The organism is Gimesia panareensis, from assembly GCF_007748155.1.
Classification (GTDB): domain Bacteria; phylum Planctomycetota; class Planctomycetia; order Planctomycetales; family Planctomycetaceae; genus Gimesia; species Gimesia panareensis.
On the sequence record NZ_CP037421.1, the window covers coordinates 5,238,530 to 5,251,442 of the forward strand.

General features: G+C 55.0%; 10 protein-coding genes. 4 read left to right on the forward strand and 6 right to left on the reverse strand.

Annotated features, from left to right (window positions below; translation table 11 throughout):
• Nucleotides 1-6 precede the first annotated feature (6 nt).
• Both Enr10x_RS19505 and Enr10x_RS19510 read left to right on the forward strand, forming a co-directional pair.
• Nucleotides 7-666 carry a hypothetical protein gene (locus Enr10x_RS19505; RefSeq protein ID WP_145111671.1) on the forward strand — a complete coding sequence of 220 codons (660 nt, stop codon included), beginning with the start codon at nt 7-9 and terminating at the stop codon, nt 664-666.
• Between the two features lie 90 nt (nt 667-756).
• The gene (locus tag Enr10x_RS19510; RefSeq protein ID WP_145451066.1) at nt 757-3,669 is read left to right on the forward strand and encodes an outer membrane protein assembly factor BamB family protein; all 2,913 of its coding nucleotides are present in this window, start codon (nt 757-759) and stop codon (nt 3,667-3,669) included.
• An 11-nt stretch (nt 3,670-3,680) separates the two neighbouring features.
• On the opposite strand, the gene Enr10x_RS19515 is transcribed toward Enr10x_RS19510, so the two are convergent.
• The gene (locus tag Enr10x_RS19515) at nt 3,681-5,186 is read right to left on the reverse strand and encodes a sulfatase-like hydrolase/transferase (protein WP_197994658.1); all 1,506 of its coding nucleotides are present in this window, start codon (nt 5,184-5,186) and stop codon (nt 3,681-3,683) included.
• 112 nt (nt 5,187-5,298) lie between these two features.
• Between Enr10x_RS19515 and Enr10x_RS19520 the strand changes: the two genes are divergently transcribed.
• Entirely contained in the window at nt 5,299-5,781 is a 483-nt protein-coding gene (locus tag Enr10x_RS19520; RefSeq protein ID WP_145451067.1) for a hypothetical protein, read from the forward strand.
• A gap of 77 nt (nt 5,782-5,858) precedes the next feature.
• Here the strand turns inward: Enr10x_RS19520 and ltrA are convergent, their stop codons facing one another.
• The gene (gene ltrA / locus Enr10x_RS19525; RefSeq protein ID WP_145447813.1) at nt 5,859-7,328 is read right to left on the reverse strand and encodes a group II intron reverse transcriptase/maturase; all 1,470 of its coding nucleotides are present in this window, start codon (nt 7,326-7,328) and stop codon (nt 5,859-5,861) included.
• A gap of 393 nt (nt 7,329-7,721) precedes the next feature.
• On the opposite strand from ltrA, the gene Enr10x_RS19530 reads away from it, so the two are divergent.
• Nucleotides 7,722-8,273 carry a hypothetical protein gene (locus tag Enr10x_RS19530; RefSeq protein ID WP_145451068.1) on the forward strand — a complete coding sequence of 184 codons (552 nt, stop codon included), beginning with the start codon at nt 7,722-7,724 and terminating at the stop codon, nt 8,271-8,273.
• Here Enr10x_RS19530 and Enr10x_RS19535 read toward each other — a convergent pair whose 3' ends face one another.
• The 4 genes from Enr10x_RS19535 to glnA all read right to left on the reverse strand — a co-directional run bounded on the left by Enr10x_RS19535 (nt 8,274) and on the right by glnA (nt 12,897).
• On the reverse strand, nt 8,274-9,065 hold the full coding sequence (locus tag Enr10x_RS19535) for a phosphoadenylyl-sulfate reductase (protein WP_145111680.1): 792 nt from the start codon (nt 9,063-9,065) through the stop codon (nt 8,274-8,276). It abuts the gene before it with no gap.
• Between the two features lie 223 nt (nt 9,066-9,288).
• Entirely contained in the window at nt 9,289-10,104 is an 816-nt protein-coding gene (locus Enr10x_RS19540; RefSeq protein WP_232093058.1) for an HAD-IIA family hydrolase, read from the reverse strand.
• A 580-nt stretch (nt 10,105-10,684) separates the two neighbouring features.
• A complete protein-coding gene (locus Enr10x_RS19545; RefSeq protein ID WP_197996108.1) occupies nt 10,685-11,128 on the reverse strand; it encodes an Hsp20/alpha crystallin family protein in 444 nt (147 codons plus the stop codon).
• Nucleotides 11,129-11,484: 356 nt separating this feature from the next.
• On the reverse strand, nt 11,485-12,897 hold the full coding sequence (gene glnA, locus Enr10x_RS19550) for a type I glutamate--ammonia ligase (RefSeq protein WP_145451069.1): 1,413 nt from the start codon (nt 12,895-12,897) through the stop codon (nt 11,485-11,487).
• Between the last annotated feature and the right edge of the window lie 16 nt (nt 12,898-12,913).

Genomic DNA, 12,913 nt, shown 5'->3' on the forward strand with positions numbered 1-12,913 from the left:
GAACTCATGCCGGATCCAACTTCAGAAGCACAATCTGAACCGCAGGGGTCCACAACGGGCTTCCTCTCCTGGCTGCTGATCAGCCTGGTCCTGATGACGGCACTTTCGCTGTTGGCAGTCCATCTGCCTGAGCGGCTCAAACTCCTGCTGGTCTACGCTGTCGTCTATGGCCTGATTGCCGGGGGGATGTTGGCCACGCTGGCGGTGAAGTCGGGCCTGACTGTCACCCGCAGTCTGCTGAGCGTCATCGTGCTGCTGACCATTTCCGGCCAGTGCCTGGTGCTCTATCTGTCTCATCAACGGTACCAGGAGGCAACCCAGCGGCAGTTCAAACTGGACCAGACCGCCCTGGTCATCGACCGCATGTTTGCCAAAGGAGAACCGCCGGAGGATCCCCAGGCGCGCAAAGAGTACGACCAGGTGCTCAAACAGTTTCAGGCCGCTAAAAAAGAACGTCAGGACAAAGAGCAACGCCTGCTGAAAATTTCCTCGTATCTCGAACATCGCCTCTCCCCGGTCGCCAGACTGGATGCTCCCTGGCCCTTGCTCTTCTGGCTGCTGGAACTGACGCTCTGCAGTGCCGCTGCGGTCTGGGCCGGTCGTCAGGTGGCGCAACCCGCGTCACCTGAAACAGAACCTGCGGAGCAGGATTCATCCGAGAGTTGAACCTCGCTGTGTGACATGGTAGCTTGATACTGTGTCATGCAACTGCCTCCCTGCGATCTGCTTTCCCCAACCTGAAAAAGGTTTGAATCCATGTTCCCATTTCGTTCGCACGTTCTGGCTCCCTTTCTCATGCTGATCTGTGTTGCAACTCAGTCGGCTTCTGCCGCAGACTGGCCCATGTGGCGACACGATCCCCAGCGCTCGGCCCAGACCGAACAGGCGCTGCCCGAGAATCTATTCGTGCAATGGGTTCACAAACTGCCTGCACTCGAGCCTGCTTTCAAAAACGAGCGTCTCCAGTTCGACGCGGGCTACGAGCCGATCGTTAAGGGCCAGCGGCTGTTTTATGGTTCCTCCCAGACCGATTCCGTCACCGCCCTGGATGTGAAAACCGGCAAAGAGCTCTGGCGATTCACAACCAGCGGCCCTGTCCGCATGGCACCAGTTGCCTGGCAGGACCTGGTGATCTTTGGTTCGGATGACGGTTGCGTCTATGCGGTTTCGGCTGAGACGGGCGCACTCCGCTGGAAATACCAGGCGGTCCCTTCGCAGCGGCTTATTCTGGGCAACCGCCGGCTGATCTCGGTCTGGCCGGTGCGGGGCGGCCCGGTGATCGAAGACGACACGCTCTACTTCGCCGCCGGTGTCTGGCCTTTTGAAGGTGTCTTCATCTATGCCCTGGATCCTGAAACGGGCGTCGTGAAATGGGTCAACGATCGGCTGGGCTTCATTTACGGTCAGCATCCGCACGCGGCAGAAGCCTTTGGCGGGATCACCCCGCAGGGCTACCTGGTCATCGCGGGAGAGGAACTGATTGTCCCCTGTGGAACCGCGTTTCCGGCCCGGATCAATAAACGGACGGGCGAACTCATCAAATTCGAACTCCCCAAGCCGGGGCGTACTCCGGGGGGCTGGTTCGCGGCAGCGGGCAAAGCGGCCCGACGGGGCGAGACGAAGCTTCCCCAGACCAAACCCGCTCAGCCGGAACTGCAGTTTGACCGGGACGTGAATTCCGCACGACACGAGAACGGACAGAATTATGGACCGGACGGCAAACGGGGCATCCGACAGCAGATCCAGACCGCCAACAAAAAGTGGACTTACAAAACGGGTCTCCCCGGTGTCCCGGGCATCATTCACTCGCTGGTCGCCGCCGCGGATCGCCTGTTCGTCGTCACAGAAGACGGCAGCATTTATTGCCTGGGTCCGGAAGAAACGACACCGGTCACGTATGAGTCTCCTCTACTGACAGAGAAAACGAAGTCAGCCGGTCAAACTTCTATAGCTCCGTTACCAGCGATGTTTGCCGACACACTGCAGGCCGGCGGCTATGCCTTCCTCGCAGGCGTCCCCGATGCCCGACTGCTCAACACCTTACTCACTCAACCAAACCTGCAGATCATTTCTCTCATCAATGACCCCGGCCAACTCAAACAGCTGCAGCAGTTATTTCACGAGCGGGGGCATTCCAGTTCTAAACTGGCTTTTCTCCCCGGTCCTCTCGATCAATATACATTCCCCGCTTACTTTGCGCAGACGATTATCACAGCCGAACCCGTTTTTTCCGGCATGAAATCTTATGCAGAGCAGGTGCGACAGCTCTATCCGTCACTCAGGCCCTATGGCGGCCGATTACTGGTGAAATGCTCCGAGACGGATCATCACAAGCTGGCTGCCGAGTTCAAGTCGCTCTCCCAGGTGAAAATCTCGCGTGTGGATGGATACTCGGTATTTGAAAAAGTGGGCGCGATTCCCGGCTCGTCAAATTATACAGGGGGCTGGTCCAGTCCCGACGAACTGGTCAAAGCGCCGGTCGGCGTGTTGTGGTATGACGACAGCGTGGGCAATTTCAAACGAGCCCCGCAGCCGCTGTTCGTCGACGGCGTGATGATTTCCCATTCGAAATACTGGCAGGGTTACCCGGCCGGAATCCGCCCGCCTTATAAACTGTTGAATCCCCAGTTTTCTGATGTCTACACGGGACGAAAACTGAATGCCACACAGGCGGAACAACTGACGACTGAGTTACCCACACTCAACCAGGAACAGAAACAACCCAGCCAGTACCGTCCGCCGTACCAGACAAACGACTGGAGTCCCCCGCCCCCGGTCATCGGAGAACGGACCAATCCACTCAACGGCAAAACGGAACCGCGGGCCTTCCCCAAAAGTTACGGCTGTGACGGGGGCGTCGATTACAGCTACGTCTACACGATGCGTTCCGGGACGGCTGCGTTTTACGACAAACGCGTAGAAAGCGGCACGATTCACATCAGCGGTCCTCGCTCGGGCTGCACGAACAGCATTGTTCCCGCAAATGGCCTGCTCAACGTGCCCTATTACTTTCAGGGCTGCACCTGCAGTTATCCGCTCCCCGTCGGGCTGTCCCTGATCTCCCTCCCCCAAACACATGAACAATGGATGGTCTGGGGCAAAGGCCAGACTCAGGACATTCGGCGGGTCGGTCTGAACTTCGGCGCCCCCGGCGACCGGATGACCGACCGGGGCACGCTGTGGCTGGATACCCCCAGTGTCGGTGGTCCTTCTCCGGGTCTGAATCTCGACATTCAGCCCGCCAGCGTCAAACCGTTTTACGAACACTCCCTCTGGATCGAGGGTGGACAGGGCTGGCCCTGGGTGGGTGCTTCCGGGATTACGGGGGTGGAACAAATCAGAGTGAACGATCTGCAGCCGGGCGAGTACACAGTCCGGCTCTACTTCCGGGAGCCGGAATTCAAGGCCCCTGGAAAACGGGTCTTCTCAGTTCAGCTCAACGGGCAGCCTGTAATTCGAGATCTCGACCTCATCCAGGAAACCGGATCGCGACAACGCATTCTGGTACGAGAACTGACCGGCGTCGCGCTGGACAAGTCGCTCCAACTGGATTTCACTTCTCAGAGTGGACAGCCACTGATCTGCGGCCTGGAACTGGTCAAGCAGGGACTTCCCCTGGATGAGGTTGTCACGCTGCCCGAACAGAAACCGAATCTGCTGACGAAATAGAGACCGTATCTTTAATAATCGCGAAACGGGCCGCGGGGCTCTGCCTCTGCCATCTCTTTTTTCCAGTTCGCGAAATGCGCCTGCATCTGTTTGAGCTTTTCGGGATGGGACCGGGACAGGTCGTGCTTTTCGCCGATGTCTTTAGAAAGATCAAACAGCCCGTTCCCCTTCTCCGATTCGACCCATTTCCAGTTCCCGACCCGGGCCGCTTTATCGGCTCGTCGCTGCCAGTACATTTCTGTTCGAGGGGAGTTCGCTTTCCCCATCAGGGTGGGCAGCATGTCATAGCCGTCGAAAACGACTTCGTTTGGTTGGGAAATCCCTGCTGCTTTGAGAAAGGTCGGAACCAGTTCCAGCGAGGTCAGCAGACCATCGTTGACCGTTCCCGGCTGGATCTTGTTCGGATAGCGGATCAGGCAGGGTACGCGGATACCCCCTTCGAACATCATCCCCTTCTTGCCTTTTAACGGGCTGTTGTCTGCTCCACCGCCACCTCCGTTATCTGAAAAGAAGACCACGATCGTATTATCGGCGATTTTGTATTCATCCAGCAGCTCCAGGACTTCGCCGATGGCGTCGTCCATGCAGGTGATCGAAGCCAGATATTCGAGTCGGCGTCGGTCGGGCGATGGTTTCTGCTTAATGACGGGGCCTTGGGGAGTTTCCCGAAATTCATAACGACCGGTCTTTTTCTTTGTGTCGAACGTATCCTTCAGCTGGGGATACATGTTCTTGTACTTCTCCGGTGCCTGGGCGACGCCACGAATCCGGGGATCGAGGTTCGAGGCACTGTGCGGTGCATTAAACGGGAGGTAGAGGAAGAACGGTTTTTCGTGATTCTCTTTCAGGAACCGCACCGCCTCCCGCTGGAACAGATAGGTGCAATAGGTGCCTTTGTCTGCTGTGGTGGGTTGATTGTTACGGAACATCGAAGGCACGCCGTAGCGTTCATGCGTGAAGTAATCGATGCCGGTGTTGGTGAAGCCGTAAAAGTCATCGAAGCCCCGCGCCAGCGGGAGAAAGCGACGATGCACGCCCAGATCCCATTTTCCGTAGATGCCACTCACGTATCCGGCGGGTTTCAATAAAGCAGGCAAGAGCTGTTCCCGCACATCCATACCGCCGATGCGTTCAAAGGTGACATCGTATTCGGATGGCTTGTACTTATAGCCGTAATCGGGGGCCTCGTTGCGGATCATGTCGTAGACACCATTCCGCTGCGGGTAGCGTCCGGTGAGCAGGCTCCCTCGGCTGGGCGTGCAGGCCGGCCAGGTGACATAAAAATTGGTCAGTTTGACTCCCTCTTTCGCCAGCCGCTCCAGATTGGGCGCGATGATCTCCTGGCTGCCGAAACTTTTCAGATCGTTGTACCCCTGGTCATCGCTGACAATCATCACAATGTTCGGAGGCGTGTCCGCGGCCTGCAGAGAGTCGGTGAACATGGCCCCGATCAAGCAGAGCAGAACAACGATTCCAGAGTATTCCAACGTCCGGGCTGCGAATGAGTTTTGATTCATGAGCGGTTTTCTCTTTGCATCTAACGGATCAGATTCATAGCATAGGAGTAACCCGTTCAGGATAACAGATGCGCCCGGGTAAACTCAAACCCCTGTCCCAGGAATCAAATCGATGAAACGGTGCTTCCGACCTGACCTATGCCTCCTGCTGCTCATCCTGTTTACGGTGACCGGCAGAGCCGAGAGTGCCGACAAGCCCGCCTTTGTTCCGACCAGCTATCAGCTGTACTATGGCAGTGACCCCCAGGTATTGAAATCGTTGCGGGAGCAGATTCGCCCGGGCCAGGTGATCGTGATTGAACTACGGGGACTCAAGCCGCCCCAGTTAGCCGAAATCATCAAAGCGGCCCATCAGCGGCAGGCGAAAGTGATTGCCTACCTGAGTATTGGAGAACTGGGCCACCTGGAAAAAGAGAACTTTGAGAAGTACCTCAAGCAGTCCCCCCACAGCCATCCCTTCAGCGAAATCGCATTTGACAGAAACCCGAGGTTCCAGTCCTCGCACATCGACGTCAGTTATGGCGAGTGGCGCGGTTTTCTGATGAAGCGGATCAAGCGAATGTATGCCCGGAAGATTGACGGCCTGGTCGAGTAGGCTCGGGGGATTTCTCCCCCGAGCCTCTCACAGAACCGGACTTGTGGGCCCACATCCGGCTCTTCAAGCTGATTACCTCAAAACAACTCGAGTTGCTTCTTGGCCCCCTTGGGGTGAAACTCGTGCCAGCGGATTTGCAGATTTACCAGGCGTTCAGCGAACCAGGCGTTTCCATACGCTTTGTGAATGCCGAAGCTTGCACTACGCTTCCAGTGACCACGGATTCGGTAGGCCGATTTCCAGGCCAGCCCCTGGGAAATGCCGCGACGTAACAAGTGACGAAACAGATGACGAGGACGTTTCTTTTGGCGAACTAAGATCGCCCGCAACCGACGACGGATGTGGGCGTCGAAACCCGAAAACGAACCTACACCAGTACATAAACGAAAATAGCCGATCCAACCGTTGAGATAACGGTTCACTCGAGCGACGCACGCGTCGAAAGAGCCGCCCCAATTGCGAGGAGTTAACTCGCGGATTCGGACGCTCATCCGTCGGGCAGTACGATTCGAGATCAGAATCATCATTATCCCTTTTGAATCCTTCCGCAACCGGAAACCGAGGAAGGTTAAATCAAAAGGGGCGCTCACCGAACTCTTTTCCTCGTTGATCACGAGTCGAAGTTTTCGTTCGATGAATTGCTGCACCGATGCCATTACGCGATCTCCCGCCCGTTTAGTCCGCACGAATACGCTAAAATCATCTGCGTATCGAACAAATTTCAAGCCGCGACGGGTAAGCTCCCAGTCGAGTTCATCGAGAACGATGTTCGACAGAAGCGGCGAAAGTGGCCCCCCTTGCGGAGTGCCTTCTTCGCTGACCACGCATGTTCCATCTGGCATCACCACCTTTGCCTTGAGCATCCGATGAACCAACTTCAGCACGCGACCATCCTCGACACGCTGGGATATTCGTCCGAGTAGCCGTTGATGGTGGACGCGATCAAAGAACTTCGACAAGTCGATATCGACTGTAATGCCGTATCCTTTATTGAAGTAGCCTTTAGCTTCGGCAATGGCGGTTTGGGCTCCGCGATAACGGCGGAACCCGTGACTGCTATCATGAAAGGTTGGTTCAAAGATCGGTTCGAGCTGAAGCAAGACCGCCTGTTGAACGAGCCGATCAATGACATTGGGAATGCCCAGTCCACGCTCACCTCCGCCAGGCTTGGGAATCCAAACACGACGGATATCGCCTGGCATGTACGTTCCCGAAATCAGAGCGTGGCGAATCTCTGGCAGAAGATCGGGAGCTGCCTCCACGACTTCTTCGGTCGATACACCATCGACTCCGGCAGCACCTTTGTTACGTGCCACAAATAGTAGCGCTCGTGCCAAATTCGACAGCGAGGCCACCCGTTCCAACAGACGATCATGATTTGCATCGCGATCTTCTATCGGGGCGTCTGTTTCGTTCGTCAAATTGTGATCCGCTTGATGCAGCAAGTATGACCGTCCAGCAGATACGTCCGCTTTCGGGGCAGCCTCGCTCTCTTTCGAGTTGTCGGCAAACACGAATCTCAGTTGACGTGATTCAGAACTTTTCAACTTGTCATCCCCTTCGCTCCACCAGCATTACCCGGCTTCGTCACTACTACGAGATGATCCGACTTCTCGATCGACATCGGCTTGGGGTTGTTTCCTCCGCCCATGCCTACCAGGTCAGTTGGTCTTTCGACGCATTGCCTGGATCGTTCGAGATCTCCCGGGGTAAGACACAGTGATGTCCCGCCGCTCCCGCCTCCACTACCCCCCGACCACGATCGGATATTGGGCGTCACGGATGGAAGCCCGTTGGCCCAGACCGGAAGGCCTGCTTGGAGATTCACTTTCGTTCGGTGCTGCGGTTCGCTACAAGCTTCCATCTCACACGACCTCACGGCAAAACCGCCACCCGTAACCTCGGCCACTGTTGTCGGTTCGTGCAACTGCTTTTCGCTCATGGTTACCTCCGATAGGTCCCATAAAGGACTTTCACCTTCAATCACTGCGCCATGCCCGGCGCACTTCCTGGATACGGTCGACACTGCCGACCTGTATCTCAACCGGCCGGAATGGTCTATTCCGCGTCGCGCCAAAAGTGTGGCCGCCATGATTCATCTGATCCGTGACATCAAGCGAGTCGCCCCAAAAAAGTTCATCATGCAGAATCGCGGCCTGAACCTGATTGGCAGATCGGTCATCGTGGGAGAGACAGCCCAGATCGTCGTGCTGGGGCTCGACCTGGAACACCGGCATCCCGGAAACCCGGACGGCCTGCTCTGGGAGTCTGCCTTCGCACATTCCGGCGACTGGATCGAAGCCAGAGAGCGGGAAATGATCCGCATTCAGAATAACGGATTCACGAGCGTCTTCACGCTGGGGTACAGTGACAGCAGTGTCAGCCGTAAAACGTTCTTCCAGAAAAGCGAAGCGGACGGCTTTATCCCGGCGTGGGCCAGTTCCACGACCAAACTGCACCTGGAACTGACGCAACAGCCTCCCGGCAAATGATCAGATCATGAAGTCGGTTTCGCGTCCCAGAATACGATCGACCAGATCCTGGGGCAGATCGATGGACGGAGCGTGCTTCCCGGTGACGTCGGTTGGATTGATCCCGCAGTACTGCGACCAGGGGCCCAGGTGACGCCAGCGACCGGCGCGGTTCGGCTCACTTTCCATCACGGGCGTGGTGCAGCGATTACAGCCGATCGTGGGATAGCCCTGCTGATGCAGCGGGTTGGTAATCACCTGGTTGTCCTTGAGGTATGCCTGAAATTCTTCCTTGGAGAGGCTGGCCAGGATATTCACCCGCAGGCAGTTCATGGCCGGGTCGATTGCCAGGATCGGTACATTGGCCCGCTGGCCTCCGTCGGCGCGGCGCAGACTTCCGATCAGGGCGTCATACTGATCAGCGACCTGCATCAGCGGCTGAGTCTTCCGCATGTCGCAGCACTTTTCCTGGCCTTCGACCGACAGGTAGAGGACGCCCAGTTCCTCGGTTTGTTCCTGCATCGTTTTTTCAGGCATCAGGGTGACGATATTCAGGTTATACTCGTTGATGATCCGATCCCGGGTCTCCAGAGTCTCCTGAAACAGAACGCCCGTATCGACGAACAGAATCGGAATATCGGATTCCAACTGACTCAGCATATGCGCGACCACACACCCTGCACGCTGCATCGATGATAACGCTGCCAGTCGTGTGCCAAACATTTCCTGCGCCCAATGAATCAGCTCCAGGGGAGTGCGTTCTTCAAACGACTCGTTGAGATCTGATAAATCGGCCTGAGTCAGACGTGCCATTCAAGTATTCCTGCTGTCCTTCTCTCTGGAATACGCGGAGAAGGCAGATAAGAGATGCCAGTATCAATTCCTGAAAATAGGGGAAAACCGCCTGTTTGCGGACAATTTTCAGGAATTGTAGCGAACCGTCAGAAATACCTCAATGCGCTCATCGGCGGGTCTCCGTCAAACAGGGCGATTTTTCCCATGTTTGACGGCAAAACCCGGTTGGACAGTCGAAAAATCAGGCCAGAATCCGTTCCCGCCGGGGAAAGCGGTGATTATCCAGCTGGAAGAATTCTTCTTTGTTCAGATCAGCAATACTGTCGACGACCAGATCGGGCTGATAGGCGTACTGGCTCAGGTCCGACAGCGCGGTTCCGCCGGAGAGCACCAGGACGGAGCGGTAGCCCATCTCGACGCCTCCCAGGATGTCGGTCTCCATGGTGTCGCCGATCATGGTGGTCTGGGCGGAGGAGATCCCCAGTTCCTGGCGGGCACTCCGCATCATGACCGGACTTGGCTTGCCGACACTGAAGGCCTTTTTCTTGGTGGCCGCTTCCAGCATGGCGACAGTGGCTCCACAGCCGGGACGCAGACCATTCTGAGTCGGGCAGTTGGGATCCATGTTGGTGGCGATCAGTTTCGCCCCGTTTTCGATCATACGGACTGCGGCTTCGATCATTTCGAAATTGACCATACGGCCTTCACCGACCACAACGTAGTCCGGATCGTGGTCGACGATGGAATATCCATTGCGATGCAGGGCGTGTAAGAGTCCCCCTTCGCCGATCACGAAGGCGGTTCCATTGGGTTTACTCTGGGCCAGAAACCTTGCGGTGGCCATGGCACAGGTAAAGATATGCTCTTCACCAACGGTAATTCCCATCCGTCCGAGTTTGGTGACGACGTCGCGGCGGGTACGCTGGCTGTTATTGGTCAGAAAGATAAATGGCAGGTCACGTTTCTTGAGCTCACTGATGAATTCAGCTGCTCCCTGAATCAGGTCAGTTCCCCGATAAATCACACCATCCATGTCAATCAAATATCCTGGTAACATTGTGTTCGGTCCTTGAATTTAGAACTTGAGTGAGTCAAATCTCACATGGGAAATCTTCAGATGCCGGAGCGCGCGCTCACTGAAAAATGTCAGTGTGTGAATCGGGTCTTGGAAAGTGATCTGTCATTTACAGAACAACGGGCGTTCTATTTTTCGACTCCAATTTGACCATCAGAACAATTCATCGTAGTTGGCATCTGCTGAAGAGTAGTAGCGCATTTGAAAACAAACGTGCTTATCTGACTTCGCAATTGCCGTGCCGGTTCAGAGGTGGTCAGTAACAGATCAAAAGATCCCCTTTGACATAACTCCTTATACAGTTGAAGTTTGTTCGCCCCTGTAATTTGAGGGATTGACCTGAAAACCATTTAATCTTTACCAGGACCTCATAATCAAGTGCGGCAACCAACTTAGCAAATAGGCGAACCTGCACAGGAAATAGACAGTTCAGAATGAATGTTAAGAAATGTGGTACGCTGAAATGAGAGCCTGTATCAATGAGAAACCCCGACCGACTTCGCAAAGCCGATCGGGGTATCGCAACGAATCATGTCTTTAAGGAGACTCGCTCCCTGCCTGATTATTCAGACTTGGAAACGTCCTGAATCTCAATTCGCTTGGGCTGCATTTCCGGTTTCTTGGCCAGCACTACCGTCAGGACACCGGAGTCCAGTGTCGCCGTCACCGAGGTGGGATCCACCCATTCCGGCAGTCGAACGACGCGTTTGAATTTTCCGTAGCTTCGTTCGTTGTGCAGATATTCCCTGTTTTCTACGGTTTTCCGCTCGCCGGTCAGGATCAGATGTCCGTCCTGGATATCGAGTGAAAGTTCTTCTTTGGTGATGCCGGGGACATCCAGGGCCACATGGTATTTGCTGTCTTCTTCCCAGACAGACACGGGTGAATAAGCCCCTTCGAAGCCGGACAGTGACTTACCAAAGAACTGGCTGAAGGCATCGTCCAGATCGGAACGCAGGTTGGATGAAAAAGGAAATCCGAGTTTGTGAGTGCGTGTGCTTAACATGGCTTTGCTCCTTAACTGATAAGAAACGAAATTGTATTTTCTGTGCATCCTGACGGACGGATCCACTTACTTGCTGACAGTTCCCTCCATGCATCCAGCATGCCAATTAGACATACAGCAACACCTAATTTGACGTAAGCCCTATAATATCAAATACATATTCTGAATAACAAAATGGTAAACACTGAGAACCATGCCGCAACGACACCACAGAATATGCCATATTGACACCAATCACCACCACCTAGGAAATGCCATTATGGCACATTCGGTCTCTGCGCATAAAAAAACTCGCAGCAAACCAGATGGCCTGCTGCGAGCAAATTACCGTTTATCGGCATCCTTAAACTACACGCTTATGCGTTGTAGTAGAGATCGAACTCGTAAGGATGAGGGCGTAAACGAATCGGATCCAACTCTTCAGTCCGCTTGTAGTTGATGAAGGAGTTGATCAGGTCTTCGCTGAAGACATCGCCGGCGGTCAGGAACTCGTGATCTTCTTCCAGAGCGATCAGAGCTTCATCCAGGTTCTTGGGAGCGACGTTGGTTTCAGCCAGCTCTTCCGGAGTCATGTCGTAGATGTCACGATCGAGCGGTTCACCCGGATCGATCTTGTTCTGCACGCCGTCGATCATCGCCATCATCAGAGCGGTGAAGCTCAGGTAACCGTTGGCGGTCGGATCGGGGCAACGGAACTCAACACGTTTCGCTTTCGGGCTGCCGGAGTACATCGGAATACGGCAGGAAGCAGAACGGTTCCGCTGGCTCATCGCCAGAGTCACGGGCGCTTCGAAGCCGGGTACCAGACGATGGAAGCTGTTGGCAGTCGGGTTGGAGAGAGCGATCAGAGCACGACCGTGCTTGATGATCCCGCCGATGGCGTGAATTGCGAATTCACTCAGTCCGGCATAGCCATCACCGTACATCAGGGTATTGCCATCTTTCCAGAGAGAGATGTGAGTGTGCATCCCGGAACCGTTATCGTCGAAGACAGGCTTCGGCATGAAGGTCACGGTTTTGCCGTTCCGCTTGGCGACGTTCTTGATGATGTACTTGTACCACATGAACTGGTCAGCCATCTGCAGCAGCGGCGAGAATTCCATGTCGATCTCACACTGACCGGCGGTCGCCACTTCGTGGTGGTGTGCTTCCACAACGATACCGACCTTCTGCAGTTCTTCGACCATTTCGGCACGCAGGTCGCCGTAGGTGTCACTGGGAGCTACGGGGAAGTAACCACCCTTATAACCAACTTTGTGACCCAGGTTGCCTTCTTCAGAGCGACCTGTATTCCAGGCGGCTTCAGAAGAGTCGATTTCGTACATGGCTCCCCGCTGATTGGAGAGGTAACGTACGTCGTCGAAAATGAAGAATTCGGGCTCAGGACCGATGAAGCAGGAATCGGCCAGGCCGGTCTGCTGCAGGTAAGCCAGACCTTTTTTGGCAACGCCACGCGGGTCTTTATTGTAGTCTTCTTTGGTAATCGGATCGACGATGTCAGCCAGAACACTGACCGTCGGTAGCTTGAAGAAGGGATCCATCTGTACGGTCGCAGGATCGGGAACAGCCAGCATGTCTGAACTGTCAATCGTCTGCCAGCCACGGATGGAAGATCCGTCAAAACCAACGCCATCTTCGAAAGTACCTTCATCCCAGGTACTGATGGGGTACGAACAATGCTGCCAGGTGCCGAAGATGTCGGTGAACTTTAAGTCGACCATCTTGGCGCCATTTTTTTCTGCAAACGCAAAAAAATCCTTGGGAGTCATCGCAAATTGCTCCTCT